This window comes from Pseudonocardia sp. NPDC046786 (assembly GCF_040645415.1).
In the GTDB taxonomy this organism is placed as follows: Bacteria; Actinomycetota; Actinomycetes; order Mycobacteriales; family Pseudonocardiaceae; genus Pseudonocardia; species Pseudonocardia kongjuensis.
Genome location: NZ_JBEYYF010000013.1, coordinates 16,204 through 41,788, shown reverse-complemented (window position 1 = coordinate 41,788; position 25,585 = coordinate 16,204). Strand labels below are relative to the sequence as shown.

Annotated in this window: 26 protein-coding genes and 2 pseudogenes; 19 read left to right on the top strand and 9 right to left on the bottom strand. The window is 74.3% G+C overall.

The window, feature by feature from the left end:
- Positions 1-70 precede the first annotated feature (70 nt).
- Both ABZ881_RS17450 and ABZ881_RS17445 read left to right on the top strand, forming a co-directional pair.
- Complete coding sequence (locus ABZ881_RS17450; protein WP_358485645.1) at positions 71-1,981, top strand: AAA family ATPase; 1,911 nt, start codon at positions 71-73, stop codon at positions 1,979-1,981.
- A 26-nt stretch (positions 1,982-2,007) separates the two neighbouring features.
- Positions 2,008-2,820: a PIG-L family deacetylase gene (locus ABZ881_RS17445; protein WP_358485643.1), complete on the top strand. Its 813-nt coding sequence runs from the start codon at positions 2,008-2,010 to the stop codon at positions 2,818-2,820.
- On the opposite strand, the gene ABZ881_RS17440 is transcribed toward ABZ881_RS17445, so the two are convergent.
- Positions 2,806-3,942 (bottom strand): acyltransferase, encoded by a 1,137-nt coding sequence (locus ABZ881_RS17440; protein WP_358485641.1) that lies wholly within the window; start codon positions 3,940-3,942, stop codon positions 2,806-2,808. The two genes, ABZ881_RS17445 and ABZ881_RS17440, sit on opposite strands and share 15 nt — an antisense overlap.
- A 358-nt stretch (positions 3,943-4,300) precedes the next feature.
- Between ABZ881_RS17440 and ctaD the strand changes: the two genes are divergently transcribed.
- The 3 genes from ctaD to ABZ881_RS17425 are packed head-to-tail and all read left to right on the top strand — an operon-like array spanning position 4,301 to position 8,041.
- Positions 4,301-6,055 (top strand): cytochrome c oxidase subunit I, encoded by a 1,755-nt coding sequence (gene ctaD, locus ABZ881_RS17435; protein ID WP_358485638.1) that lies wholly within the window; start codon positions 4,301-4,303, stop codon positions 6,053-6,055.
- A gap of 1 nt (position 6,056) precedes the next feature.
- Complete coding sequence (gene serB / locus ABZ881_RS17430; protein WP_358485637.1) at positions 6,057-7,322, top strand: phosphoserine phosphatase SerB; 1,266 nt, start codon at positions 6,057-6,059, stop codon at positions 7,320-7,322.
- A 56-nt stretch (positions 7,323-7,378) separates the two neighbouring features.
- Entirely contained in the window at positions 7,379-8,041 is a 663-nt protein-coding gene (locus tag ABZ881_RS17425; RefSeq protein WP_358485916.1) for a peptidyl-tRNA hydrolase, read from the top strand.
- Between the two features lie 21 nt (positions 8,042-8,062).
- Here ABZ881_RS17425 and ABZ881_RS17420 read toward each other — a convergent pair whose 3' ends face one another.
- Entirely contained in the window at positions 8,063-9,598 is a 1,536-nt protein-coding gene (locus tag ABZ881_RS17420; protein ID WP_358485635.1) for an FAD-dependent oxidoreductase, read from the bottom strand.
- An 89-nt stretch (positions 9,599-9,687) separates the two neighbouring features.
- On the opposite strand from ABZ881_RS17420, the gene ABZ881_RS17415 reads away from it, so the two are divergent.
- Positions 9,688-10,245 (top strand): TetR family transcriptional regulator, encoded by a 558-nt coding sequence (locus ABZ881_RS17415; RefSeq protein WP_358485634.1) that lies wholly within the window; start codon positions 9,688-9,690, stop codon positions 10,243-10,245.
- Between the two features lie 38 nt (positions 10,246-10,283).
- Here the strand turns inward: ABZ881_RS17415 and ABZ881_RS17410 are convergent, their stop codons facing one another.
- From ABZ881_RS17410 to ABZ881_RS17400, 3 genes and pseudogenes are all read right to left on the bottom strand, one after another.
- Entirely contained in the window at positions 10,284-11,189 is a 906-nt protein-coding gene (locus ABZ881_RS17410) for an alpha/beta fold hydrolase (protein ID WP_358485632.1), read from the bottom strand.
- Positions 11,190-11,267: 78 nt separating this feature from the next.
- A pseudogene (locus ABZ881_RS17405) lies at positions 11,268-11,513 on the bottom strand (Ohr family peroxiredoxin); the annotation flags it as partial.
- 87 nt (positions 11,514-11,600) lie between these two features.
- The gene (locus tag ABZ881_RS17400) at positions 11,601-13,565 is read right to left on the bottom strand and encodes an ATP-dependent DNA helicase (RefSeq protein WP_358485914.1); all 1,965 of its coding nucleotides are present in this window, start codon (positions 13,563-13,565) and stop codon (positions 11,601-11,603) included.
- Between the two features lie 258 nt (positions 13,566-13,823).
- Here ABZ881_RS17400 and ABZ881_RS17395 point away from each other — a divergent pair, with 258 nt between their 5' ends.
- On the top strand, positions 13,824-14,714 hold the full coding sequence (locus ABZ881_RS17395) for a thioesterase family protein (protein ID WP_358485630.1): 891 nt from the start codon (positions 13,824-13,826) through the stop codon (positions 14,712-14,714).
- 90 nt (positions 14,715-14,804) lie between these two features.
- On the opposite strand, the gene ABZ881_RS17390 is transcribed toward ABZ881_RS17395, so the two are convergent.
- Both ABZ881_RS17390 and ABZ881_RS17385 read right to left on the bottom strand, forming a co-directional pair.
- Positions 14,805-15,368 carry an isochorismatase family protein gene (locus ABZ881_RS17390; RefSeq protein ID WP_344022726.1) on the bottom strand — a complete coding sequence of 188 codons (564 nt, stop codon included), beginning with the start codon at positions 15,366-15,368 and terminating at the stop codon, positions 14,805-14,807.
- A gap of 8 nt (positions 15,369-15,376) precedes the next feature.
- A complete protein-coding gene (locus ABZ881_RS17385) occupies positions 15,377-16,681 on the bottom strand; it encodes a nicotinate phosphoribosyltransferase (protein ID WP_358485629.1) in 1,305 nt (434 codons plus the stop codon).
- A 37-nt stretch (positions 16,682-16,718) separates the two neighbouring features.
- On the opposite strand from ABZ881_RS17385, the gene clpS reads away from it, so the two are divergent.
- Together clpS and ABZ881_RS17375 are read left to right on the top strand one after the other, a co-directional pair.
- A complete protein-coding gene (clpS, locus tag ABZ881_RS17380; RefSeq protein WP_344022730.1) occupies positions 16,719-17,027 on the top strand; it encodes an ATP-dependent Clp protease adapter ClpS in 309 nt (102 codons plus the stop codon).
- A 22-nt stretch (positions 17,028-17,049) separates the two neighbouring features.
- Positions 17,050-17,601 (top strand): DUF2017 domain-containing protein, encoded by a 552-nt coding sequence (locus ABZ881_RS17375; RefSeq protein ID WP_358485627.1) that lies wholly within the window; start codon positions 17,050-17,052, stop codon positions 17,599-17,601.
- 16 nt (positions 17,602-17,617) lie between these two features.
- Here ABZ881_RS17375 and ABZ881_RS17370 read toward each other — a convergent pair.
- Positions 17,618-18,607 (bottom strand): annotated as a pseudogene (locus ABZ881_RS17370) (5'-nucleotidase C-terminal domain-containing protein).
- Positions 18,583-18,903 (bottom strand): hypothetical protein, encoded by a 321-nt coding sequence (locus ABZ881_RS17365; RefSeq protein WP_358485624.1) that lies wholly within the window; start codon positions 18,901-18,903, stop codon positions 18,583-18,585. Before ABZ881_RS17365 ends, ABZ881_RS17370 begins: the two are co-directional and overlap by 25 nt.
- A gap of 133 nt (positions 18,904-19,036) precedes the next feature.
- On the opposite strand from ABZ881_RS17365, the gene ABZ881_RS17360 reads away from it, so the two are divergent.
- From ABZ881_RS17360 to ABZ881_RS17315, 10 genes are all read left to right on the top strand, one after another.
- Positions 19,037-19,531, top strand: coding sequence for a M67 family metallopeptidase (locus tag ABZ881_RS17360; protein WP_358485622.1), 495 nt, complete (start codon positions 19,037-19,039; stop codon positions 19,529-19,531).
- Between the two features lie 112 nt (positions 19,532-19,643).
- Positions 19,644-19,919: a MoaD/ThiS family protein gene (locus tag ABZ881_RS17355; RefSeq protein WP_344022738.1), complete on the top strand. Its 276-nt coding sequence runs from the start codon at positions 19,644-19,646 to the stop codon at positions 19,917-19,919.
- A 65-nt stretch (positions 19,920-19,984) separates the two neighbouring features.
- Positions 19,985-20,932 carry a cysteine synthase gene (locus ABZ881_RS17350; RefSeq protein ID WP_358485619.1) on the top strand — a complete coding sequence of 316 codons (948 nt, stop codon included), beginning with the start codon at positions 19,985-19,987 and terminating at the stop codon, positions 20,930-20,932.
- 107 nt (positions 20,933-21,039) lie between these two features.
- A complete protein-coding gene (locus ABZ881_RS17345; protein ID WP_358485618.1) occupies positions 21,040-21,654 on the top strand; it encodes a rhomboid family intramembrane serine protease in 615 nt (204 codons plus the stop codon).
- Positions 21,651-22,523: a glutamate racemase gene (gene murI / locus ABZ881_RS17340; protein ID WP_358485615.1), complete on the top strand. Its 873-nt coding sequence runs from the start codon at positions 21,651-21,653 to the stop codon at positions 22,521-22,523. Before ABZ881_RS17345 ends, murI begins: the two co-directional genes overlap by 4 nt.
- Positions 22,520-22,885, top strand: coding sequence for a hypothetical protein (locus tag ABZ881_RS17335; RefSeq protein ID WP_358485612.1), 366 nt, complete (start codon positions 22,520-22,522; stop codon positions 22,883-22,885). The genes murI and ABZ881_RS17335 overlap by 4 nt, the downstream gene beginning before the upstream one ends.
- Positions 22,878-23,288, top strand: a complete 411-nt coding sequence (locus ABZ881_RS17330) for a hypothetical protein (protein WP_344022748.1) — start codon at positions 22,878-22,880, stop codon at positions 23,286-23,288. Before ABZ881_RS17335 ends, ABZ881_RS17330 begins: the two co-directional genes overlap by 8 nt.
- 8 nt (positions 23,289-23,296) lie before the next feature.
- Entirely contained in the window at positions 23,297-24,082 is a 786-nt protein-coding gene (locus tag ABZ881_RS17325; protein ID WP_358485610.1) for an MBL fold metallo-hydrolase, read from the top strand.
- Between the two features lie 22 nt (positions 24,083-24,104).
- On the top strand, positions 24,105-24,908 hold the full coding sequence (gene rph, locus ABZ881_RS17320) for a ribonuclease PH (RefSeq protein ID WP_358485608.1): 804 nt from the start codon (positions 24,105-24,107) through the stop codon (positions 24,906-24,908).
- Positions 24,905-25,546 (top strand): non-canonical purine NTP pyrophosphatase, encoded by a 642-nt coding sequence (locus ABZ881_RS17315; RefSeq protein ID WP_358485606.1) that lies wholly within the window; start codon positions 24,905-24,907, stop codon positions 25,544-25,546. The genes rph and ABZ881_RS17315 overlap by 4 nt, the downstream gene beginning before the upstream one ends.
- Positions 25,547-25,585 lie beyond the last annotated feature (39 nt).

Genomic DNA, 25,585 nt, shown 5'->3' with positions numbered 1-25,585 from the left:
ACCGTTCCGTTCGAGCGCCCGGATGTGATGAGCTGGCCCGGTGACAGCGTTGTCAGGTCAGGATCTGTCGGTGGGCGCGGCCCGCAACGGGACGCGGACCCCGGTGCCCGTGGTCGGGCTGGACCGCGAGCGCGAGGTGCTCACGGTCGCTCTGGACACCGGCCGGCACGTGGTGCTGGAGGGCCCGCCGGGCACCGGCAAGTCGACCCTGCTGCACGCGATCGCCCGCGGCTCCGGGCGGCGGATGGTGTTCGTCGAGGGCAACGCCGAGCTGACCCCGGCCCGCCTGGTCGGCACCTTCGACCCGGCCCAGGTGCTCACCGAGGGCTACACCTCGGCGGCGTTCGTCGACGGCCCGCTGCTCACCGCGCTGCGCGAGGACGGCCTGCTCTACCTCGAGGAGATGAACCGGGTCCCCGAGGAGACGCTGAACGTGCTGATCACGGTGCTCACCGAGGGTGAGATCAGCGTCCCGCGGTTCGGCACCGTCACCGCCGGTCCCGGCTTCCGGCTGATCGCGGCGATGAACCCGTTCGACGCGGTCGGCACCGCCCGGGTGAGCCAGGCGATCGCCGACCGGATGTGCCGGGTGGTGCTCGGCTACCAGCCCGAGGACGCCGAGCGGCTGATCACGTCCGCGGTCACCGGCCGGCCCGCGCCGGCCGTCGCGCTCGCGGTGACCCTGACCCGGCGCACCCGCGGGCACGCCGACGTCCGGATGGGCTCGTCGGTCCGCGGCGCCATCGACCTGGCACACGTCCTGACCGGGCTGGCCGAGCTGCGCGGCGAGTCACCGCCCGCCCGGGACACCGCCCGGGACGCCCTGCACGCCGCGCTGTCCGGCCGGATCCGGATCGCCGACGGCGTCGAGCGCACCCCGGAGTCGGTGCTCGACGAGATCCTCGACGACGTCTGGCCGCCGGAATCCGACGCCCCACCGGAACAGCCCGATCCGGCGGAGGAGACGGACGGTGATCAGGGAAAAGCCGACGGCCCGGCGCCCGCTGACGGCGCGCCGGGCACCCCGTCCGCCGGTCCGCAGCAGCCGGGCCGCAGCCCCCGCCCGCCACGCGGGCCGCGCACCCTGGGCCGCGACCAGCTGGCGTCGCGGCACGAGGATTTCGCCGAGGTCTCGCCCGGCCTCGGCGAGCTCGACGAGGGCGCGTTCGACGACGCGCTGGCCCGCGACCCGGAGGCGGCCGCCGCGCTGCTCGCCGATCTCGCCGTCGCCACCGACGCCGAGCTGCGGGCCAGGGCCCGGCGGATCGCCGGGCGGGTGTTCCTGCGGCTCGGCCGGGTCGGCCCGGCCCGCTCGCGCGGCACCCGGCGGCTCGGCCCGCGCCGCGGCGGGCACGGCGATCTCGATCTCGACCGCACCCTGGACGGCTGGCACCCGGGCGCGGGCCCGCCGCGCCCGGAGGACCTCGTCACCCGGGACTGGACCGCGCACCGCCGGGCGATCTGCCTGGTCGTGGACGTGTCCGGGTCGATGCAGGGGGAGGCGGTCGCGCTCGCCGCGGTCGCCGCCGCCGGGGTGGTGCTGGCCTGCACGAACGGCGGCGCGGGCGGCTCCGCGCAGGACCCGGGGGTGCTCGCCTTCGGCTCCGGGGTCCGGACCCTGGCCACCCACGATGTGCCGCGCCCGGCGCAGGACCTGGTCGCCGAGCTCGTCGCGCTGCGCGGGCACGGCACCACCGATCTCGCCGCCGCGCTGCGCGCCGCGTCCGGGCAGCTGGCCGGCGCGGTCGCCGAGGAGCGGACCGTCGTGCTGCTCTCGGACTGCCTGCACACCGCGGGCGACGACCCGCTCGGCGCGCTCGCCGGGATCGACCGGCTGCACGTGCTGCTGCCCGCCCCCGGCGGCCCGGACGCCGACGCGCGCCGTGCCGCCGGTGCACTCGCCGCCCGCGGCGGTGGCCTGTGCGTGCCGGTCGCCCGGCTCGGCGAGGTCGGTGCCGCGCTGACCCGCGTCCTGACCTGATCGCGGGCTGCGTAGGCTCGCGCCACGTGGGGACACTGGTCAGCTTCCATGCCCATCCCGACGACGAGTCGATCGGCACCGCGGGCACCCTCGCCAAGGCGGCCGCGCTCGGGCACCGGGTGGTGCTCGTGTTCGCGACCCGCGGCGAGCTCGGCGAGCCGGTCCCGGGGGTGCTCGCCGACGGCGAGCAGCTCCCGGTGCGGCGCTCCGCCGAGTGCCACGAGTCGGCCCGGGTGCTCGGCGTGTCCCGCGTCGAGTTCCTCGGCTACGTCGACTCCGGGATGATGGGCGAACCCTCCAACGACGCGCCGTACTGCTTCTGGCAGGCCTCGGTCGAGCACGCCGCCCGGCGGCTCGCGCTGATCCTCGAGGAGGAGGAGGCCGACGTCCTCACCACCTACGACGACAACGGCGGCTACGGGCACCCGGACCACATCCAGGTGCACCGGGTGGGCGCCCGCGCCGGCGAGCTGGCCGGGGTGCCGGTCGTCGCGCAGAACACCACGAACCGGGACTGGCTGCTGCGCGGCATGCGGGGCCTGCAGAAGGAGCGCGGCGCCGACTTCGAGCTGCCCGAGATCACCGACGACCCGTCGTTCGGCAAGCCGGAGTCGGAGATCACGCACCGGGTCGAGGCCGTCGAGTACGCCGAGACCAAGCGGGCCTCGATGCGCGCGCACGCCAGCCAGATGGGCCCGGACCACTTCATGCTGACGATGCCCGATCCGGTCTTCGCGATGGGGCTCGGCACCGAGTTCTACATCGTCGCGCCCCCGCCGAACCCGGCGTCCGCACCGGAGATCTGGACCGAGGTGTTCGAGCCGCTACGCGGCGACTGAGCGGGCGGCGTCGCGGCGCGGGACGAACCGGTCCCAGGCGTCCATCAGGGCGCCGTGCGCCGGCCGCTCGACGAGCCGGGTGAGCAGCCAGCCCAGCACCAGCGCGGTGCCCAGCATCGCCGCCGACTGCAGCGTCGGCCCCACGCCGACGTCCTGCAGCCGCCGCATCAGTACGTAGCCGATCGTCTGGTGCACCAGGTAGACGCCGTAGGAGATGCCGGCCAGCCGGCGCAGCGCGAGCGCGACCGGCGCCGGCGTCCGCGATCCGGGGTTCGGCAGCCGGGACACCAGCGCGAGCACCGCGATGCCCGCGCACACCCCGGCGACGGCGACCGGGTCCACTCGCAGCACGCCGTCCGGGCCGGGCGCGAAGCCGTGCAGGAACTGGGCCACGCCGCACACGGTGAGCAGAGCAACGGCGTGCGCCGGACCCGTCCGGCGGGTGGACCACAGCCAGATCGCGATGCCCGCGACGAACAGGTGCAGCCGGTGGAACCCGAGCCCGTCGACGACGATCTCGTACCACCGCGGCGGGTCCGGCAACCCGCCCGGCGCGGCCCGCAGCGGCCACAGCAGCAGCGGCACGAGCACCAGCGCCCACAGCAGCATCCGGAACCGGCGGCCGCCGCCCCAGCGGGTGGTGCTCAGCACGGCCGCCGCGGTGAAGGCCATCAGCTGCAGCGGCAGCGTCCAGTAGGCCGGGTCCAGCCAGGGGAAGCGGGCGTCGTCCCAGTGCCCGAGCATCAGCCAGTTGGTGACGATCTCGCGGGCCGGCGGCTCCGCCCAGCCGTCCGGGCCGAGGAAGCGCAGCGTCAGCCACGCCACCGGCACCACGACCAGGAACGCCGGCAGCAGCCGGGCCACCCGGGCCCACCAGTACCGGCCGGGGGAGTGCCTGCCGAGGGTGGCGCAGGCGAAGTAGGCGGAGACGACCAGCAGCAGGCTGGCGCCGACCTGGTGGTCGAAGGAGAACCGGCGGTCGATCAGCTCCGGATGCAGCACCGGCCCCAGGTGGGTGGCGTGGTAGGTGACGACGAGCAGCACCAGCCCGATCCGCAGCGCGTCCCAGCCGGGCTCGCGGCGGGTGCCGGTGCGCCCGGCGTTCGGAGACGTCACGACCACCCCGACACGGTAGGAAGCCGGCGCCCAGGCCCCTCGGCCGCCCCCGGTCCGCACCCCGTTGCAGTGGGTCACACCGGGCGCGGCGGGTGCGGAACGGGGCGCAGGGGTGCGATCCGGCGGACGGCCGGCGTGGTCGAGGGCACGAACGGGGTGAAATCGGACCCGGCGGTGCGCCCGGGGGGTGTTCGTTCTACCCTCCGTAGAGCACAATCGGCGCGCGCCGTGCGGCCCGCCCGGAGCTCCCCAGTGCCAGCCGCTGTGGATCTCCGGGCCCGGTCGGGCGTCGTCCGCCGGTCGGGAAGTAGAGTCCTCCCGTCCGCGAGGACGTGCTCAGGTCAGGCAAGTGCAGGAGGACCAGGTGACAGCCGTCGAGCCGAAGCCGATCTCGACGCGCCAGTATCCGGCGCGGCGAGAGGGCAAGGGGTCCACGTTCCTCAGGATGCTGAGGACGACCGACCCCAAGGACATCGCGATCCTCTACATGGTCACGTCGTTCGGCTTCTTCGCCGTCGGCGGCGTGATGGCGCTGCTGATCCGCGCCGAGCTCGCGCGTCCGGAGCTGCAGTTCCTCTCGACCGAGCAGTACAACCAGCTGTTCACCATGCACGGCACGATCATGCTGCTGCTGTTCGCGACGCCGATCGTGTTCGGCTTCGCGAACTACATCGTGCCGCTGCAGATCGGCGCGCCGGACGTGGCGTTCCCGCGGCTGAACTCGTTCTCCTACTGGTTGTTCCTGTTCGGCGGCCTGATCGTCGTCTCCGGTTTCCTGACCCCGGGTGGCGCCGCCGACTTCGGCTGGTTCGCCTACACCCCGCTGTCCGACGCGGTCCGCTCGCCGGGCCCCGGCGGCGACCTGTGGATCATGGGCCTGGTGGTGTCCGGCCTGGGCACGATCCTCGGTGGCGTCAACTTCATCACCACGATCGTCTGCATGCGCGCGCCCGGCATGACGATGTTCCGGATGCCGATCTTCACCTGGAACATCTTCATCACGGCGATCCTGATCCTGATCGCGTTCCCGATCCTGACCGCGGCGCTGCTGGGCCTGGCCGCCGACCGGCATCTCGGGGCGAACGTGTTCAACCCGGAGAACGGCGGCGTGGTGCTCTGGCAGCACCTGTTCTGGTTCTTCGGCCATCCCGAGGTCTACATCGTCGCGCTGCCCTTCTTCGGCATCGTCTCCGAGATCTTCCCGGTGTTCTCCCGCAAGCCGATCTTCGGCTACAAGGGCCTGATCTTCGCGACCATCGCGATCGCGGCGCTGTCGGTCGCGGTGTGGGCGCACCACATGTACGCCACCGGCGCCGTGATGCTGGCGTTCTTCTCCTTCACGACCTTCCTGATCGCCATCCCGACCGGCGTGAAGTTCGTGAACTGGATCGGCACCCTGTGGAAGGGCAAGATCACCTACGAGACGCCGATGCTGTTCTCGGTCGGCTTCCTGGTGACGTTCCTGTTCGGCGGCCTGACCGGCATCCTGCTCGCGATGCCGCCGGTGGACTTCCACGTCTCGGACAGCTACTTCGTGGTGGCGCACTTCCACTACGTGCTCTACGGCACGATCGTCTTCGCGACCTTCGGCGGCATCTACTTCTGGTTCCCGAAGATGACCGGCCGGTTCCTCGACGAGACCCTCGGCAAGATCCACTTCTGGCTGACGTTCCTCGGGTTCCACCTGACCTTCCTGGTCCAGCACTGGCTGGGCAACGAGGGCATGCCGCGCCGGTACGCGGACTACCTGCCCTCGGACGGCTTCACCACGTTGAACACGATCTCCTCGATCGGCGCGTTCATCCTGGGCGCCTCGACGCTGCCGTTCGTCTACAACGTGTTCAAGAGCTACCGGTTCGGCCGGATCTGCGACGTCGACGACCCGTGGGGCTTCGGCAACTCGCTGGAGTGGGCGACGTCCTCGCCGCCGCCGCGGCACAACTTCACCGAGCTGCCCCGGATCCGCTCCGAGCGTCCGGCGTTCGACCTGCACTACCCGCACCTGGTCGAGAAGGCGCGCGCCGAGGCGCACGTCGGCAACCGGGCGCACCCGACGGAGGTGCTGGCCAAGGAGGTCGGCAAGGAGTCCTGGCCGGACGACGACCCCAAGTCCAACTGAGGTGACGGGCGGAACCGCCGCCTCCGGTCCGCCCCGGCCCACCGTGCTCGTCACGGTGACCGGGCCGGACCGGCCGGGTGTCAGCTCGGTCCTGTTCGCGGCGCTCACCGCGGCCGGGGTCGAGCTGCTCGACCTGGAGCAGGTCGTGGTGAACGGCAGGCTCACCCTCGGCGCGCTGGTCGTGCCCGAGGGCGACCCGGAGGACCTGCTGGAGTCGGTCGGCGAGGCGATGGACTCGATCGCGATGTCGGTTCACATCGAGATCCAGCGCGACGGCGACGTGACCGCCCGCCCGCCGTCGACGCACGTGGTCACGGTGCTCGGCCGGCCGATCACGGCCCGCGCGTTCGGCGCGATCGCCGCCGAGCTCGCCGCGGTCGGTGCCAACATCGACGCGATCCGCCGGGTCGCCGACTACCCCGTGACCGGGCTCGAGCTGCTGGTCTCCCCGGTGCCCGACGGCGACCCCGACGCCTACCCGCCCGGGACGCTGCGCAAGCGGCTGGTCGGGGTGGCCCGGCAGGCCGGCGTCGACGTCGCGGTGTCCCGGGCCGGGCTGGCCCGGCGCAGCAAGCGGCTGATCGTGTTCGACGTCGACTCCACCCTGATCCAGGGCGAGGTCATCGAGATGCTGGCGGCCCGGGCCGGCGCGGACGTCGAGGCACAGGTCCGGCGGGTCACCGAGGAGGCGATGGCCGGGCAGCTGGACTTCACCGAGTCGCTGACCCGGCGGGTCGCCGTGCTGGAGGGGCTGCCCGCCTCGGTGGTCGACGAGGTCGCCGCCGAGATCGAGCTGACCCCCGGCGCCCGGACGACGATCCGCACGCTGAAGCGGCTCGGCTACCGCTGCGGCGTAGTGTCCGGCGGGTTCACGCAGGTCATCGCTGGTCTCGCGGACGAGTTGAAGCTGGACTTCGTCGCCGCGAACGAGCTGGAGATCGTCGACGGCAGGCTCACCGGCCGGGTGAGCGGCGAGATCGTCGACCGGCCTGGTAAGGCGGTGGCGCTGCGCCGGTTCGCCGAGGCGCACGAGATCCCGGTCGAGCAGACGATCGCGGTCGGCGACGGCGCCAACGACATCGACATGCTGTCCACCGCCGGCCTGGGGATCGCGTTCAACGCCAAGCAGGCGCTGCGCGACATCGCCGACACCTCGGTGTCGGTGCCCTACCTCGACGTCGTGCTGTTCGTGCTGGGCATCACCCGCAACGAGGTGGAGGCCGCGGACGCCGCCGAGGGCGTGCTCCGGCGGGTCCCGATCGCGTGAGCGGCGTGCTCGGCCTGCTGGCCGACCACTACGGCACCGGTGCCCGGCGCCGGGAGATCCCGCCGGAGGCGGACGGGATCGTCCGCGCGATGCCGGTGGTGCTGCGGATCGAGCGCGATCCGCTGCCCGGCCGGACGCCGCTGCTGGAGGCCGCCGCGACGGCCGCGCTCGCGGTCTGCCTGGACCCGCGGTCCCAGGAGGGCGGGGAGTGGCACGACGTGGTGCTGCCGTGGGTGGACGGGCGGATCCGCAAGATCGCCCGGCGGGCCCGCGGCGCGCACTGGCGCGCCGTGCAGGAGCTGCCCGGGGTGACGGTCGGCATCGACGGCGCCGAGGCGCGGGCGCTGTTGCCCGGACCGGTGGACGACGTGCCGAAGGTGGTGTCCCGGCTGCAGATCGGCGGCACCGAGCTGGAACCCGACGAGCCCGGCGCGGCCCCGGACGGCGCCCCGCTGGTGCTGCTGAACCCGCACGTGGCGATGACCGTCGGGAAGGCCGCGGCCCAGGTCGGGCACGCCACCATGATCCTCGGCGCGGTCCGCGGCTGGCCGGTGGCCGAGCCGGCCGACGTGCCCCGCTGCGCCGTGCGCACCCCCGCCCCCGGCGAGTGGGACCGCCTGTTCGCCGACCTGGCCGGCGGCGCCCCGGAGCTGGTCGCCGTCCGCGACGCCGGCTTCACCGAGGTCGATCCGGGCACCGTCACCTGCCTCGCCCGGTGAGGGGACACCGGAGTAGCCCGATCACGGCCGGGCAGCACTGGTGTGCCGCTCGCCGTCGCCCGGCGGGACGGTGAGCAGAGCAACGGCGGGATCGGGGCCGGCCCAGCCGATGTAGCCGTCCGGGCGGACCAGGTGCGGGACGACGCCGGGGACGGTGAGGGTGCGGACGCCCGGTCCGGGTGCGCGCAGCCGGGCCGCGCGCTCCGGGGTGACGGCTGCCCCGGGTGGTGCGACGAGCACCGGATGCCCGCCGCGCAGCGCCTCGTGGAGCCGGGTGCCGTCCGTCCCGGTGACGTCGGCGGCGCGGGTGCCGACCAGCCGGTGCGCGCCACGCGGGCGCCGGTAGGCGATCCCGGTCCCGGTGAGCTGCCCGCGGATCCGCCGCCCCGGGCCGGGGAGCGCGAGCAGTGCGGCCACGATCCGGTTGCGCAACGCCCTGGCGATCCGCGGCCGCAGCATCGCCGCCCGGATCAGGCCGCCACTGGTCCGCAGCACCGTCCGGCCGACCGGGTGCCGCTCGTCGTGGTAGCTGTCGAGCAGCGCGTCCGGCGCGGTCCCGCTCAGCACGGCCGCCAGCTTCCAGCCGAGGTTCGCGGCGTCCTGCAGGCCGGTGTTCATGCCCTGGCCGCCCGCGGGGGAGTGCACGTGCGCGGCGTCCCCGGCGAGGAACACCCGACCCACCCGGTACCGCTCGACCTGGCGCTCGTCGCTGTGGAACCGCGACATCCAGCGCGGATCGCGCATGCCCCGGTCGGTGCCGAACACCGCGCGGGAGATGCCGGCGACCTCGTCGAGGGTGACCGGCTCGTCGTCCGGGCGCTCGACGCGGCGGTCGCGGGCGATCACCCGGAACCAGCCGTCGCCGTAGGGGACGACGAAGCAGAACCCGTCGGCGTTGCCGTCGGCGGTGAGCACGTCCGGTGGCGGGTCGTCCATCCGGACGTCGGCGAGCACCAGCGAGCGGGCCACCGCGCGACCCGGGAAGCCGAGGCCGAGTGCGGCCCGCACGGTGCTGTGGTGACCGTCGGCGCCGACCAGGTAGCGGGCCCGGATCGCGCCGGTCGGGCCGGTCGCGCCGGCCGGGCTGGTCGGGCCGGCGGTGCCCCGGACCGTGCCGGAGCGGGTCCAGGTGACGGTGACCCCGTCCCCGTCCTGGACCAGGTGCTCGACCCGGATCCCGTGGTGCAGCCGGGCGCCGGCGGCGAGCGCCCGCTCCCGGAGCAGCAGCTCCACCCGGTACTGCGGCACGACCAGCAGGAACGGGAACCGGCTGGGCAGCCCGGTGAGATCGACCGTCGCCCGCCCGAACAGCCGGAACTCGTCGAGCCGGGTGCCGAGGGCGACGAGCCGGTCGGCGAGATCGCGGGCGTCGAGCTGTTCGAGGGTGCGGGCGTGCACGGCGAACGCCCTGGTGAGCCCGGACGGCTCGGTGCGGCGCTCCAGCACCGCGACCCGGACGCCGGCCTCGGCGAGATCCCCGGCGAGCAGCAGACCCGTCGGCCCGGCCCCGACGACGACCACGTCGGTCTCCGGTGCGGGGATGTCGAGGGTGCTCATGACGGGTTCCCTTCTGCCAACAAATGTTTGCCAACGACTGTAGGCGTTGCTGGCGCAGTTGCCAACGCCCGTTGGCATACGATGGCCGCATGGCCTTCACCGACCGCTCCCGGCCGGCCCGCGACGCGATCCTCGCCGCCGCCCGCCGTCGCTTCGCCGACGAGGGCTACGACCGCGCCACGGTCCGCGCGATCGCCGGTGACGCGGGGGTCGACCCGTCGATGGTGATCCGCTACTTCGGCAGCAAGCGCGAGCTGTTCACCGCGGCCGCCGAGTTCGACCTGCGGCTGCCCGACCTCACCCGGGTGCCGCGCGCCGACGTCGGCCGGACCCTCGCCGAGCACCTGCTGCTGCGCTGGGGGAGCGACGACGCGCTGGCGATCATGCTGCGCGGCGCGGTCACCGACGACGCGGCCGCCGAGCGCACCCGGGAGATCTTCGCCGGCCAGCTGCTGCCTGTGGTCGCCGCGCTGACCGGGGACCCGGCCGGGGCGCCGGAGCGGGCCGGGCTGGTCGCCACCCAGGCGCTCGGCGCGGTGCTGTGCCGCTACGTGCTGCGGTTGCCGCCGGTCGTCGCGCTGCCGGACGCCGAGCTGGTCGGCTGGCTCGGGCCGACCCTGCAGCGCTACCTGGTCGGCGAGCGCTGAGCGCGGGCGCCGGTGCGGGCGGGCGACCGCCGGCCGGCTCAGGCCGGCCGGCGCCCCGGCCCGGCCGCGTCGACCTCGTCGGCGAGGCCCAGGACACGGCTGGTCACCAGCTCCGGGAACTCGCCGTTGAGCGCGTGCCCGGCGCCGTCCACGATCTCCACCCGGGCGTCGGGCAGCAGCGCACGGGCGCGGTGTGCGGAGCGGCGGGCGTCGTGGGTGCGGCTGTGCCCGCCGAGCAGCGCGAGCACCGGGACCCGCAGTCCGCGCAGCTCGTCGTCGGTGGGCAGCGCGGGCGGCGGCGTGACGTTCCGGAACCCGCCCGCCGCGGCCACCGTCAGCCGGCCGATCGGGCCGTCGAACAGCTCGTCGCCGGTGCCGACGATCCAGCGCAGTGCCCGCCGCCGCAGGCGCTCCGGCAGCCCGGGGACGGTGAGCAGGCCCGCCACGACCAGGCCGGGCCGGATCCGGCCGAGCACCTGGGTCGGTTCGATCAGCGACAGCGACCCGACCCGCCCCGGGGCGCGCAGCGCGACCTGCACCGCGAGCCAGGCGCCGACGGACTGGCCGACCAGGTGCGCCGGGCCGGTGCCGAGGGTCTCCAGCAGCTCGTCGAGCCAGGCCGCCTGGTCGTCGGCGGTTCGGATCGGCCGGGTCTGCCGGGACGGGCCGGCGTCGCCCAGCGGCTCGACGGCGTACACGGTCCGCCGCCGGGCCCAGCCGGCCAGGTTCGGCAGCCACAGCGCGGTGGTGCCACCCCGGCCGGGGAGCAGCACCAGCGGCGGGCCCGCCGCGGAGCCGAACCGGTACACCCGCACCGTGCCGAACACGGTGCGCAGGTCCTCGGTCCCCTCCGGTGCCGGCAGCAGTGCCATGGCCGCGTCGTAGAGCTCGCGGAACCGGGTCTCGGCCTCCGGGCCGGTGAACCGGCCCACGTCGGTCGTCATGCGGGCAGCCTGCCCGGCCGGGCCCCGCCGCGGACGTGCCGGAGGTCATGACCGGCCTCCTGGCCGCGCCGCCGCTCAGACGGTCGCGGTCACCGACACGTCGTCCGGGACGGTCTCCTTGCGCGTGCGGGCGGCGAGCCGCAGGGCGCCGTGGAAGCAGGCGGCGTACGCGGCGGCGAACAGCTGCTCCGGGTTGGTCGCGCCGCCCGGTCCGCCCAGCTCGGGCGGCATCCGCAGGTCCTGGTCGATGAAGCCGTCGTCGGAGCGGGCGTGCCCGTCCCGGCCGCCGCCGGTGGACGTGGCCTCGGTCGTGCAGGTCGGCATGCGGATCCCCTTGCCCGTCGGAACAACCCAGATCGGTTGTGCACACCTATCTGAGCGGAGGAGTGCGCGCCGGGCGGGTGCGCGACGTCACTCCCCGCGCAGCCGGCGCAGCGCGCCCTGCACCTTCTCGCTGTCGGTGGTCTCCCAGAACGGCGGCAGCGAGGCCCGCAGGAACCCGCCGTAGCGGGCGGTGGAGATCCGCGGATCCAGGATCGCGACCACGCCGCGGTCGTCGGTGGAGCGCAGCAGCCGCCCGGCGCCCTGGGCCAGCAGCAGCGCCGCGTGCGTCGCCGAGACGGACAGGAAGCCGTTGCCGCCGCGCGCGTCGGTCGCCTTCTGCCGGGCCGCGACCAGCGGATCGTCCGGCCGTGGGAACGGGATCCGGTCGATGATCACCAGTGACAGCGACGGGCCCGGCACGTCCACCCCCTGCCACAGCGACAGGGTGCCGAACAGCGAGGTCTCGTCGTCCTCGGCGAACCGCTTGACCAGCAGCATCGTCGAGTCGTCGCCCTGGCAGAGCAGCGGCGTGTCCAGCTTGGGCCGCAGCGCCTCGGTGGCCTGCTTCGCCGCCCGGGTCGAGGAGAACAGGCCGAGCGTGCGGCCGCCCGCCGCGCGGACCAGCGCCTCGATCTCGTCGAGCGTCTGCGGGGCGAGCCCGTCCCGGCCGGGGGCGGGGAGCCGGCGGGCCAGGTAGAGGATGCCGGAGCGGCCGTGCGCGAACGGGGAGCCGACGTCCAGGCCGGTCCAGCGCGGCGCCTCCGGGTCCTGCACCGGGCCGTGCCCCTCCTCGGTGGCCGGCGGGGTGTCGCCGCGCTCCTTCGGCTGCGCGGCCGGCAGGCCCCACTGCCGGGCGAGCGCGTCGAACGAGCCGCCCAGCGCCAGGGTCGCCGAGGTCAGCACGGTGGTCCGGGTGTTGAACAGGCGCTCGCGCAACAGCCCGCCGACCGACAGCGGCGCGACCCGCAGCACCTTGTACCGGCTGCCGTCGGGCCCCTGCTCACCGAGCCACACCACGTCGTGGCGCTTCGCCGGGTCGGCCTCCTTGAACGTGTCGACCAGCCGCACCGCGGTGTCGGACACCTCGTCGAGCAGGGCCAGTGCGAGCTTGCGGGCGGCGGCGCCCTCCGGATCGGCATCGTCGCCGCGGCGGTTCCCGCCGAGCGCCTGCCGGCAGCCCGCCGCGGCCGAGAGGATCGCGTTCAGCGCGCCCGAGACGGGCCCGGGCAGCGCCTCCCAGCGGGCCGGCGGCAGGTCCTCGAGCACCGCGCCGAGGCCCTCGCCCGCCTCGGCGAGCCGGTCGGCCTGCTCCTGGTCGACGAGCCTGCCGCAGCGCCGCGCGGCGGCGGCGACGGTGCCCGCGGTCAGCTCGGCGGTGGCCGCGCCGGTGACCCGGTCGACCAGCTCGTGCGCCTCGTCGACGATCACCACGTCGTGCTCGGGCAGCACCTGGGCCTCGCCCATCGCGTCGATCGCGAGCAGCGCGTGGTTGGTGACGACGATGTCGGCCCGCCCGGCCGCGGCCCGCGCCTTCTCGGCGAAGCAGTCCTCGCCGACCGGGCAGCGGCTCGCCCCGAGGCACTCGCGGGCGGTCACCGACACCTGCCGCCAGGCCGGCTCCGGCACGCCGGGGACCAGCTCGTCGCGGTCGCCGGTCTCGGTGTCCGACGCCCACTCGTGCAGCCGCTTCACGTTCCGGCCCAGCGCGGAGATCGCGAACGCGTCGAACAGCTGGGCCTCCGGGTCCTCGTCGTCCCCCATGTCGCCGTGCAGCTTGTTCAGGCACAGGTAGTTGCGCCGGCCCTTGAGGATCGCGAACGTCGGCTCCCGGCCCAGCACCTTCTTCAGGCTCTTCGCCACCCGCGGCAGGTCCCGGTCGACCAGCTGGCGCTGCAGCGCGATCGTCGCGGTCGACACGACGACGGTGGTGTCCCGGGCCATCGCGTGCCGGATCGCGGGGACCAGGTAGGCCAGCGACTTGCCGGTGCCGGTGCCGGCCTGCACGGCCAGATGCTCGCCCGAGGACAGCGCGCGGCGCACCGCGTCGGCCATCCGGTCCTGCCCCTCGCGCCGCGAACCGCCGACCGAGGACACGGCCGCCTCCAGCAGCTCGTGCACACCGGGCAGATCGCGGGTCGCCACGGGAGCGGACACGGGAGCGGGCACGGACCGAGGCTACCGAGGCCCACCGACACCCCGGGCCCCGACGGGACACGACGCCCGGGCACGCGCCGTGACAACACCGTGCACCACGTGTGATATTGGACGCCGGTGGCCGGTGAGCGGCGACACAGCGTCACGATGGACGCTGTGACAGCTTCCTTGACCTCTCACAGCAACGTCGAGCCCGGCGCGTTCCCGGTGCTGATCGAGCACGAGGCCCGCTACGCCGATCTGGACCCGAGCCGCCGGATCGGCCGGGACGCCCTGGTCCGCTGGTTCGAGGACGCCCGGGTCGCCGTCGAGCGCGAGACCTTCGGCGCCGATCTCGTCGCCCGCCTGCAGTCGCGGGTGCGGCTGCTGCTCGCCGCGGTCCGGGTCGACGTGCTCGCCCCGCTGACCGTCGCCGGGTCGTACCGGATCGGGATCGGCGTCAGCCACGTCGGGACCACCTCGTTCTCCTACCGCTACGCCGTGTTCGCCGGGGACGACCTGGTCGCCACCGGCGAGTCCACCTCGGTGCACACCGACGGCGAGAAGCCGGCGCCGCTGACCGACGAGGTCCGCGCCTCGCTGGAGCCGCTGCGGATCGACGGGCCCGCCTCAGCCCGCCCCGAGCGCGGCGAGGCCCGCCTGGTCCGGGAGAACTACCCGTTCCGCTGGGACGCCCGGGTCCGGTTCACCGACCTGGACACCAACCGGCACGTCAACAACGTCGCGCTGGCCGCCTGGTATCTCGACGGCCTGGCCGAGCTGCACGCCGACGTGCTCGGCTACCCGGTGGGGGGGCCGCTGGACGGGCTGTCGCCGTCGACGCTGTCGGTGCAGTACCTCGACGAGGTCCACTACCCGGGCATCTACCAGCTGCGGGTCGGCGTCGAGGAGATCGGCGAGGACACCGTCCGCTACGTCTGCGGCCTGTTCGACGAGCGCCGCTGCATCGGGCTCGCCGAGGCGGAGGGTTTCCACCACGCCCCCGGTGAGGACGGCGACCCGGTCCGCCTGGCCGAGGCACTCGCCCCCTTCCGCTTCGCCGGCTGATCCACCCCGGGCCCCGCACCACTCGGGTTCGGCCGGCGCCGCACAGGTTCGAGCCTGTGCGGCGAGCCGGCAACCTGTGCGGTCAGGGGGTCAGGGGGTGACGACGTGGACGCCTGCGTCGGTCAGGGTGGACAGGGCGGTGCGGGTCGTCTCCGGTGAGACCCCGGCGCAGTGCGCGAGCAGCACCCTGGTCGCCAGCCCGAGCCGGGCCGCGTCGAGCGCGGTCGCGCGGACGCAGTGGTCGGTGGCCAGCCCGACCACGTCCACCTCGGTGACGCCGCGCTCGTCCAGCCAGTCGGCCAGCGGCACCCCGGACTCGTTGTCGCTCGCGCCCTCGAAGCCGGAGTAGGCGCTGGTGTAGGCGCCCTTGTCGAAGACGCACTCGATCGGCGCGACGTCCAGCAGCGGATGGAACGAGGCACCCGGCGTCTGTGCCCGGCAGTGCGGCGGCCAGGAGTCCACGAAGTCCGGGGTGTCGCTGAAGTGCGGGCCCGGGTCGACGTGCACGTCCCGGGTCGCGACGACGTGGTCGTAGCCGCCGTCGCGGGCCAGCGGGCCGATCCCGGCGGCGACCGCGGCGCCGCCGTCGACGGCCAGCGCGCCGCCCTCGCAGAAGTCGTTCTGGACGTCGACGACGATCAGTGCGCGTGCCATGGGTGCTCTCAGTGCTCCGTCACGAAGGTGGTGGGGATCGCGGGCTCGCCGCGGGACAGCTTCAGGCCCTCCCACGGTACGGCGACCAGCGCCGTCCGCAGCCGCTCGCGGGCGTCGTCGAGGCCGGCGGCCGCGGCGTCCGGGGTGAGCTCGCCGGAGCGGACCAGCGGCACCGGGAGCTCCCGGTCGTGCGGCCCGGCGGCGGGCGGGCGGCCGTGCGGGAACACGACCTCCTCGACCGCGGTCCCGGTCGGCTTGAACCGGCGCAGCGCCGACTTCCGGCCGCCCCGCGACTCCTTCGACGTGGACCGCTTGCTGACCGGCCGCCCGTCCACCTCGACCAGCTTGTAGACCATCCCCGCGGTCGGCGCCCCGGACCCGGTGACGACCGAGGTCCCCACCCCGTAGGAGTCCACCGGCTCGGCCCGCAGCGAGGCGATCGCGTACTCGTCCAGATCGCCGGACAGCACGATCCGGGTGCCGGTCGCGCCCAGCGCGTCGAGCTGCTCGCGGGCCTGGTGGGCCAGCTCGCCCAGGTCACCGGAGTCGATCCGGACCGCGCCCAGCCCGGTCCCGGCCACCTCGACCGCGTTCGCGATGCCCTTGCGGATGTCGTAGGTGTCGACCAGCAGCGTGGTCCCGGTGCCCAGCGCGGCGACCTGGCTGCGGAACGCGGACTGCTCGTCGTCGTGCAGCAGCACCCAGGCGTGCGCCGCGGTCCCGGCGGTCGGGATGCCGTACCGCCGGCCGGCGGCCAGGTTCGACGTCGTCGCGAAACCGGCCAGGTAGGCCGCCCGCGCCGCGGCGACGGCCGCCTCCTCATGGGTGCGCCGCGAGCCCATCTCGATCAACGGCCGGCCGGCCGACGCGGTCACCATCCGGGCCGCGGCGGACGCGATCGCGCAGTCGTGGTTGTAGATCGACAGGGCGAGGGTCTCCAGGATCACCGCGTCGGCGAAGGTGCCGGTGACGGTCAGTACCGGGGAGCCGGGGAAGTACAGCTCGCCCTCCGGGTAGCCGTCGATGTCGCCGGTGAACCGGTAGCCGCGCAACCAGTCCAGCGTCACCGGGTCCACCACCTGGGCGAGCAGCTCCAGGTCGGCCGGGCCGAACCGGAACCGGTCCAGCGCCGCGAGCAGCCGGCCGGTGCCGGCGACGACGCCGTACCGGCGGCCGTCCGGGAGCCTGCGGGCGAACAGCTCGAACACGCAGGCGCGCTCCGCGGTGCCGTCGGCGAGCGCGGCGGCCACCATCGTGAGCTCGTAACGGTCGGTCAGGAGGGCGGTGCTGCCCTCCGGGACGGGGCCGGTCATGGCTGGAGCCTATGCCCGTTGTGTCACCATGGGGCGCATGACCGCGCCGTCCCCGTCGCCCACCGAGCAGGTCTCGCCGGACGTCGACCCGGCTGTCGACGACGCCGCCTCGCCCGACACGCCGTGGCAGGCGATCGTGTGGAACGACCCGGTCAACCTCATGTCGTACGTCACCTACGTGCTGCAGAAGGTGTTCAACTATCCCGAGCCCAAGGCGAACGCGCTGATGCTCGACGTGCACCACAAGGGCCGGGCCGCGGTGTCCTCGGGCGACAAGGACACCGTCGAGGGACACGTCGCGCAGCTGCACGCGGCCGGCCTGTGGGCCACCATGCAGCGCACATGACCCCGGCTGTGAGGTACCGCACATGAACGGCTGGAAGCGCACCGGCCGCGGCGAACGGGTCCGGTACACCTCCGGGTTCTCCGGCGAGGAGGCTGCCGTGCTGCGCGGCCTGTTCCAGGAGGTCCGCCAGATGCTCGCTGGCCGGGCCGCACTCGCGCCCACCGACGAGCTCGCCGAGCTGACCGGGATCCGCACCGGGCCGACCACCCGGCCCACCGACCGGGTGCTGGCCCGGCTGCTGCCCGACTTCACCACCGAGGACTCCGACCTGGCGGGCGGCATGCGGTCGCTGCACGAACCGGCGCTGATCGAGGCGAAGGACGCGGCGGCGGGGACGGTGCTGGACACGCTGCCCGAGGCGGGCGGCCGGATCGAGCTCACCGCCGGGCAGGCCGACGCCTGGCTGGCCGCGCTGAACGACGTCCGGCTGGCCCTGGGCACCGCGCTCGACGTCAGCGAGGACATGCCCGAGCAGCTGCCCGACGACGATCCCCGGGCCCAGCACCTCGGCGTCTACCACTGGCTGACCTACGTCCAGGACTCGCTGGTCCGGGTCCGGCTCAAGTCCCTGTAGCGGCCGCCCGGCCCGTTCAGTCCCGGGTGACCCGGTCGGTCAGCGGCGCCGCCGGCCCCGGGTTGGCCTCCAGGTACCCGACGAACGCGTCCAGTTCGACCGGCCCGCCCACCAGATCGGTGCCCGCGGTGAACGCGTCGAACCCGTCGCCGCCCGCGGACAGGAAGTTGTTCACCGCGACCCGGTGGCTCCCGGCGTCGGTCACCGGTGCGCCGTCCAGCTCGATGCCGGTGACCCCGTCGCCGGCGACCGACTACCGCAGGTTCGACGACGTCTGCAGGACCGTGGGCCCGTCGTCCACCGTGAACTGCTGGTCCAGCACCGCGCGCAGCTGCGCGCCGGTCAGCGTCATCGTCTGCAGGATGTTGCCGAACGGCTGGACGGTGTACGCCTGCCCGTAGGTCACCCGGCCGTCCGGCCCGGGCACCAGGTCGGCGCGGACCCCGCCCGGGTTGGTCAGCGCGAGCTGCGCACCGTCCCCGCGGGACGCGGCCAGCTGCGCGTCGGCGATCACCGTCCCCAGCGGGGACAGACCGGACGGCACCGCGGCCCGGGGCAGCGGCCCGGCGAGCGTCCCGACCGGGCGCTGCGCGATCGGCTCCGATCCCTGCACCGCGGCGTCGACGATGCCCTGCGCGACCGGGTCCGGCGCGACGTCGCGGGTGACGATCTCGTTGCGCGCGGTGGTCGCCGCCCGGTCGACGTCCCCGTCGCCGGTCAGCGCGAGATCGACCACCGACACCAGCCTGCCGAACGACAGGCCCTGCACGAACGGCCGCGGCGCCCCGGCCGGGTCGGTGACGCTGCACACGTACTGCTCGTGCGAGTGCGCGGAGAACACGGCGTCCACGTCGGCCGAGACGCCGGCCGCGATCGCCGAGCCCGGCCCGCCCGGCTCCAGCGCGCAGCTGCCGGGGCCGCCGGACCCGGTTCCGTCGCTCTGGTGCACCAGCAGCACCTGGGCGTGCACGCCCTGCGCGGTCAGCTCGGCCGACGCGGCGTCCATCGCGGCGATCTCCTCGCCCACCTCGATGTTCCGGATCCCGTCCGGCCCTCGTCGAACTCGTGGTTCCCGGCCGCCGAGGCGGCCACGCCCATCGCGTCCAGCAGCTCGGTCGTCGGCTCGTCGCGGAACAGCGCCGAGGCCAGCGGCGACGCGCCGACGTTGTCCCCGGAGGACAGCAGCACGGTCGCCGGTCCGCCGGCCGCCGACCCGACGTCGGCGGCCAGTGCGGCCGTGAGGACCAGCGCGAACACCGCTGCCAGGACGATGCCGGTCCGGCGACCGGAGGAGACGGGCATGACCGGCAGTGTCGCGGCGCAACCCCGCGCGCGCCGTGGGCGGCGTCACAACCGGGCCTGACGAGCCGGTGAACGTCGTCCCCCCGGCCCGGGGACGTGCGGCTCGGTGTGCGCGCAACGTATCGTGATCGGCGTGCTGGCCATCCGAGCGGACCTCGTCGACGAGATCGTCGCGCACGCCCGGCGGGATTTCCCGCTGGAGGCGTGCGGCCAGCTCGTCGGCCCCGACTCCGGTGAGCACCCCGAGCGGTACGTCCCGATGACCAACGCCGACGGGATCGAGAGCGACTTCGCGTTCGCCCCGGCTGAGGACATCCGGCTGGAGCGCGCGCTGGACGCCGCGGGCGAGCGCCGCATGCTGGTGGTGCACTCGCACACCCGGGTGCCGCGCCGGCCGATGACCGACAGCGGGCTGCCCGAGGCGTACCCCTCGGTCAAGGACATCGCGCAGATGGAGTGGACGCCCGACCAGCACTGGCTGATCGTGGCCCTCGCCACCGCCGACGCCCGTCCCGAGATCCGGTCCTTCCACCTCGCCGGCGACGCCGTCGTCGAGGACGAGCTGGCGGTCGTGGAGTCCTACATGTTCGCCCACACCGGATCCGACGACGTCCCCGACCGGAGCTGATCCACCCTCCCCCCGCACCCGCGGGCGAGGTCACGCGGGAATGGCGCCGGACACCGGTTGCGTTGCCGCGTACAGAGCACGACCGAGCAACCGACCAGGAGTGATCACCGAGATGGCCGTCTCCGTCTCCATCCCCACCATCCTTCGCACGCACACCGGCGGCGAGAAGACCGTCGAGGCGAAGGGTGACACCGTCTCCGCGGTCATCGACGACCTGGAGTCGCGGCACAGCGGCATCAAGGACCGTCTGATCACCGACGGCAAGCTGCACCGCTTCGTCAACATCTACGTCGACGACGAGGACGTCCGCTTCGCCGGTGGCCTGGAGGCCCCGGTCACCGAGTCGTCCACGCTCACCATCCTCCCGGCCGTCGCCGGCGGGCGCTGAACAGCAGTCCGGATCCCGGGTGCCGGGCGGTGGACCCGCCCGGCACCGGTCCGTGAGGAGGACCTGTGCGTTACGACTCGCTGTTGCAGGCCGTCGGCGACACCCCGCTGGTCGGGCTGCCGTCGCTGTCACCGTCGGCCGAGGTGCGGCTCTGGGCCAAGCTGGAGGACCGCAACCCCACCGGCTCGATCAAGGACCGGCCCGCGCTGGCGATGATCGAGGACGCGGAGAAGCAGGGCCTGCTCACCCCCGGCTGCACGATCCTGGAGCCGACCTCGGGCAACACCGGCATCTCGCTGGCGATGGCTGCGAAGCTCAAGGGCTACGAGCTCATCTGCGTGATGCCGGAGAACACCTCCGAGGAGCGCCGCCAGCTGCTCGCGATGTACGGCGCGCAGATCATCTCCTCGCCGGCGGCAGGCGGCTCCAACCAGGCCGTCGCCGTCGCCAAGCAGCTGGCGGCCGAGCACCCGGACTGGGTGATGCTCTACCAGTACGGCAACCCGGCCAACACCGACGCGCACTACCGCGGCACCGGCCCGGAGATCCTGCGCGACCTGCCCTCGATCACCCACTTCGTGGCCGGGCTGGGCACCACCGGCACCCTGGTCGGGGCCGGCCGGTACCTGCGCGAGCACAAGCCGGACATCCAGATCGTCGCCGCCGAGCCGCGCTACGGCGAGCTCGTCTACGGGTTGCGGAACCTCTCCGAGGGCTTCGTCCCCGAGCTGTACGACGAGACCGTGCTGACCGGCCGGTTCTCGGTCGGCAGCTACGACGCGCTGCGCCGCACCCGCCAGCTCGTCGAGCAGGAGGGCATCTTCGCCGGGATCTCGTCCGGGGCGATCCTGCACGCCGCGCTGGGCGTCGCGAACAAGGCGCTGGATGCCGGCGAGCGGGCCGACGTCGTGATCATCATCTGCGACGGCGGCTGGAAGTACCTGTCCACCGGCGCCTACTCGGGGGATCTCGGTTCCGCCGCCCAGGGCATCGACGGGCACCTCTGGGCCTGAGCCCGGTACGTCCGACGGCAGGAACGCGGCAGGAACGCCGCCGGAACGCCGGACCGGAACCGGGCAGGACGGGTGAATCGGGCAGGTCCGCCGGTACCGTCGGGGACATGACCGCCTACCCGTCCGGCCGGGCCCCCGCCCGGGTGCTCCCGCCCGAGCCGAGGCGGGCCGCGGGGCTCATGCTGCTGTTCACCGCGGCGCTCTACCTGTTCGAGGCGATCGACGTCGCCTCCGGCCAGACCGTGGAGCTGGCGGGCGCGATACATCCGCGCGACACGGCGGGGCTCGCCGGGATCCTCACTGCCCCGCTGCTGCACGACGACTGGGCGCACCTGATCGCGAACACCCTGCCGTTCCTGATCTTCGGGTTCCTCGCGATGTCCGGCGGGATCGCCCGGTGGTTCTCGGTCACCGCGACGATCTGGGTGATCAGCGGGCTCGGTGTCTGGCTGGTGTCGCCGGCCCCGGTGATCGGCGCCTCCGGCATCGTGTTCGGCTGGTTCCTGTTCCTGCTGGCCCGCGGCTTCTACGCGCGCAACGGTCGGCAGGTGCTGCTCGCGGTGGTGCTGTTCCTGTTCTGGGGCTCGTTGCTGTGGGGCGTGCTGCCCTCCGATCCGTCGGTGTCCTGGCAGGGCCACCTGTTCGGGGCCATCGGCGGCGTCGTCGCGGCGTCCTGGGTGGCGAAGGCCGACCGGCGGGCCGCCCCTACCCTGAGGGCGTGAGCAGCGCTCGGAACGGCGGCCCGGATCTCGACGCACCGATCGGGATCTTCGACTCCGGGGTCGGCGGGCTCACCGTCGCCCGCTCGGTGATCGACCTGCTGCCCGCCGAGCAGCTCGTCTACGTGGGGGACACCGCGCACAGCCCGTACGGGCCGAAGTCGATCGCGCAGGTCCGCCGGCACGCGCTCGCGATCGGCGACGAGCTGGTCGAGTCCGGGGTGAAGGCGCTGGTCATCGCCTGCAACACGGCCTCGGCAGCCTGCCTGGCCGACTTCCGCGAGCGTTATCCGGTGCCGGTCGTCGAGGTGCTCCGGCCGGCCGTCCGGCGGGCCGTCGCGGCCACCCGCAACGGCCGGGTCGGGGTGATCGGGACGCTGGCGACGATCGCGTCCGGTGCCTACCCGGACGCCTTCGACGCGGCCCCCGACATCGAGGTCACCTCGGTGGCCTGCCCGCGGTTCGTCGACTTCGTCGAGCGCGGGACGACCAGCGGCCGGCAGGTGCTCGGGGTCGCCGAGGGCTACCTGGAGCCGCTGCAGCGCGCCGGGGTGGACACCGTGGTGCTCGGCTGCACGCACTACCCGCTGCTGTCCGGGGTGCTGGAGATCGTGCTCGGCCCGGACGTGACGTTGGTGTCCTCGGCCGACGAGACCGCCCGCACCCTGGTCCGCACCCTGCACGGCCGCGGTCTGCTGCGTGACGGCGCCGACGACATCGCGCCGCCCGCGCCGCACCGGTTCCTCGCCACCGGCGACCCGGAGCCGTTCCGGCGGCTCGGCCGCCGCTTCCTCGGCCCGGAGATCGGCGCGGTGGTCGGCAGAGCCGGTGCACGGGCCGCCGAACCCTCCGGGGTAACGTCGCGGCCGTGATCGGTGCGCTGGTCCTGGTGATCACGGTGGCCCTCGCGGCCACCGCGTTGTTCGGCCTGGTCACGACGGTGACCAGCAGGCCGCCGGGCCGGGTGCACCGGATCGCGGTCGGGGTCTGCGAGGCGCTGATCGTGGCCCAGGCCGCGATCGCGGCCTACCGGGTGCTGGTCGATGGCGTCACTCTCCCCGAGCAGACCACCTTCCTGATCTACCTGGTGGTCGCGGTCTGCGTACTGCCGATCGCGCTGCAGTTCGCCACCGCCGAGCCCAGCCGCTGGGGCGGCGCCGTGATCGCCGCCGGCGCGATCGGCACCCTGGTCGCGGTGCTGCGCCTGCAGGGCCTCTGGATCCCCGGTGCCTGACCGCGGCGAGGTGCGCGCCACCGCGACCGGTCCCGGCCGGGTGCTGATCGCCGTCTACGGGATCTTCGCCCTCGCCGCGACGGCCCGGGCCGGGGTGCAGATCGCCGAACGCTTCGACGAGGCCCCGCTGGCGTACTCGCTGTCCGCGGTGGCGGGCGTCGTCTACATCCTGGCGACCGTCGGGCTGGCCGGCACCGGGCCCGGGTTCCGCAGGCTGGCCTGGTTCGCGGTGGTCTTCGAGATGATCGGGGTGCTGCTCGTCGGCGCGTTCACGCTGCTCGTGCCGAGCGACTTCCCGCAGGAGACGGTCTGGTCGTACTTCGGCATCGGCTACGGCTTCGTGCCGCTGGTGCTGCCCTTCGTCGGGATCTGGTGGCTGCGCCGCACCGCGCGAACGGGTTAGGGTCGCGCATGCGGCTGATCGTGCTCGGGTGCTCCGGCAGCGGCCCCGGTCCCGGGTCCCCGGCGTCCGGCTACCTGGTGGAGGTGGGCGGCACCCGCCTCACCCTCGATCTCGGCAACGGCACCCTCGGCGCGCTGCAGCGCCATCTCGATCCGTGGTCGCTGGACGCGGTCGTCTTCAGCCACCTGCACGCCGACCACTGCTCGGACTTCGCCTCGCTCGTCGTGCACCGCCGCTACCACCCGCGGCCGCCGTTCGACGCCGGCGCGTCGCCGCTGCCCGTGCACGCCCCGGCCGGCGCGCACGACCGGTTCGCCCGCGCCTACGCGCCGACCGCCGACGAGCTCGCCGGGACCGACCTCACCGACGTCTTCACCTTCCACGATCTGGTCGCCGGCGGTGCCCGCACGATCGGCACCGGCGACGACGAGGTGCGGCTGACCGCCGTCCCGGTCGTGCACCCGTGCCCGGCCTTCGCGCTGCGCGTCGAGCACGGCGGGCGGGTCCTCACCTACTCCGGCGACACCGGCGCCTGCCCCGGTCTGGTCGACGCCGCCCGGGACGCCGACCTGCTGCTCTGCGAGGCGAGCTGGCCGCACGGCGCGGCCAACCCGCCCGGTGTGCACCTGTCCGGCCGGGAGGCGGGCGAGCACGCCGCGACGGCCGGTGCGCGCCGGCTCGTCGTCACCCACGTGCCCGCCTGGTACGACCGCGACGAGCTCGCCACCGAGGCGAAGGACGCCTTCGACGGACCGGTCGAGGTCGCCACGGCGGACGCGGTCTTCGACGTCTGAACCCGCTTCCTACGATGGGCGGGTGACACGAGTAGAGGGCAGAGCGGACGGACGGGCGGACGACGAGCTGCGCCCCGTGACGATCACCCGGGGCTTCCAGAAGCACCCGGCCGGGTCGGTGCTGGTGGAGTTCGGTGACACGAAGGTGCTGTGCGCGGCCAGCGTGACCGAGGGCGTGCCGCGGTGGCGGAAGGGATCCGGCCTCGGCTGGGTCACCGCGGAGTACGCGATGCTGCCCTCGTCGACCGACACCCGGTCGTCGCGGGAGTCGGTGAAGGGTCGCGTCGGCGGCCGCACACACGAGATCTCCCGGCTGGTCGGCCGGTCCCTGCGTGCCTGCATCGACCTGCGCGCGCTCGGCGAGAACACGATCGCGATCGACTGCGACGTGCTGCAGGCCGACGGCGGCACCCGCACCGCCGCGATCACCGGCGCCTACGTGGCGCTCTGCGACGCCGTCACCTGGCTCGGCGAGCACGGCAAGCTGTCCGACCCGAAGCCGATCTCCTGCCAGGTCGCGGCCGTGTCGGTGGGCGTCGTCGACGGCCGGGTCCGGCTCGACCTGCCCTACTCCGAGGACTCGCGGGCCGAGGTCGACACGAACGTCGTCGCCACCGAGACCGGCACGCTGATCGAGGTCCAGGGCACCGGGGAGGGCGCCACCTTCGCCCGCAAGACCCTGGATGCGATGCTCGATTCGGCGCTCGCCGGGATCGAGCAGCTCGCCCGGCTGCAGGTCGAGGTGCTCGTCGAGCCGCACCCGAAGCTGGCGGCGGAGCGGGCGGCCACCGCGGAGCAGGCCGCGGGCGGGGACGGCGCCGAGTGACCCGCGTCCTGCTCGCGACCCGCAACGCGAAGAAGCTCGTCGAGCTGCGCCGGATCGTCGCCGCGGCCGGGCTGAACGGCATCGAGATCCTCGGCCTCGCCGACGTCGACGAGTTCCCGGAGGCCCCCGAGACCGGCGCGACGTTCGCCGAGAACGCGCTCGCGAAGGCCCGCGACGCCGCTTTCGCCACCGGCCTGCCCGCGATCGCCGACGACTCCGGGATCACCGTCGACGCCCTCAACGGGATGCCGGGGATCTTCTCCGCCCGCTGGGCCGGGAAGCACGGCGACGACGGCGCCAACCTGCGGCTGCTGCTCGCTCAGACCGAGGACGTGCCGGACGAGCGGCGCGGGGCCGCTTTCGTGTGCGCCGCCGCGCTGGTCACCCCCGCCGGGGCCGGTGCCGCGGCGCTGGCGCCGGGCGACGGTGTCCCGGGCCGGATCGTCGTGCACGGCACCTGGCGGGGGACCCTGCTGCGGGCCCCGCGCGGGGAGAACGGGTTCGGCTACGACCCGATCTTTGCCCCGGAGGGGGGCCGCCGCTCCTCGGCGGAGCTGTCCGCCCAGGAGAAGGACGCCGCGTCGCACCGGGGACTGGCCCTGCGCGCGCTGGTCCCGCACCTGCGGGCCGCGACCTGAGCCGCGGCTCCACTCCTCCTGCCGGGGGCGGGGCGGCCC

Excerpts from the sequence above, each read along its gene's own strand:
- ABZ881_RS17365 (WP_358485624.1), bottom strand. The coding sequence starts at position 18,903 with ATGCCCGTCTCCTCCGGTCGCCGGACCGGCATCGTCCTGGCAGCGGTG.
- ABZ881_RS17355 (WP_344022738.1), top strand. The coding sequence starts at position 19,644 with ATGGCCGTCTCCGTCTCCATCCCCACCATCCTTCGCACGCACACCGGC.
- clpS (WP_344022730.1), top strand. The coding sequence starts at position 16,719 with ATGACCGCGCCGTCCCCGTCGCCCACCGAGCAGGTCTCGCCGGACGTC.
- ABZ881_RS17410 (WP_358485632.1), bottom strand. The coding sequence starts at position 11,189 with ATGACGACCGACGTGGGCCGGTTCACCGGCCCGGAGGCCGAGACCCGG.
- ABZ881_RS17390 (WP_344022726.1), bottom strand. The coding sequence starts at position 15,368 with ATGGCACGCGCACTGATCGTCGTCGACGTCCAGAACGACTTCTGCGAG.
- ABZ881_RS17345 (WP_358485618.1), top strand. The coding sequence starts at position 21,040 with ATGACCGCCTACCCGTCCGGCCGGGCCCCCGCCCGGGTGCTCCCGCCC.
- ABZ881_RS17385 (WP_358485629.1), bottom strand. The coding sequence starts at position 16,681 with ATGACCGGCCCCGTCCCGGAGGGCAGCACCGCCCTCCTGACCGACCGT.
- ABZ881_RS17415 (WP_358485634.1), top strand. The coding sequence starts at position 9,688 with ATGGCCTTCACCGACCGCTCCCGGCCGGCCCGCGACGCGATCCTCGCC.
- ABZ881_RS17325 (WP_358485610.1), top strand. The coding sequence starts at position 23,297 with ATGCGGCTGATCGTGCTCGGGTGCTCCGGCAGCGGCCCCGGTCCCGGG.
- ABZ881_RS17420 (WP_358485635.1), bottom strand. The coding sequence starts at position 9,598 with ATGAGCACCCTCGACATCCCCGCACCGGAGACCGACGTGGTCGTCGTC.
- ABZ881_RS17375 (WP_358485627.1), top strand. The coding sequence starts at position 17,050 with ATGAACGGCTGGAAGCGCACCGGCCGCGGCGAACGGGTCCGGTACACC.
- ABZ881_RS17400 (WP_358485914.1), bottom strand. The coding sequence starts at position 13,565 with ATGGCCGACGCGGTGCGCCGCGCGCTGTCCTCGGGCGAGCATCTGGCC.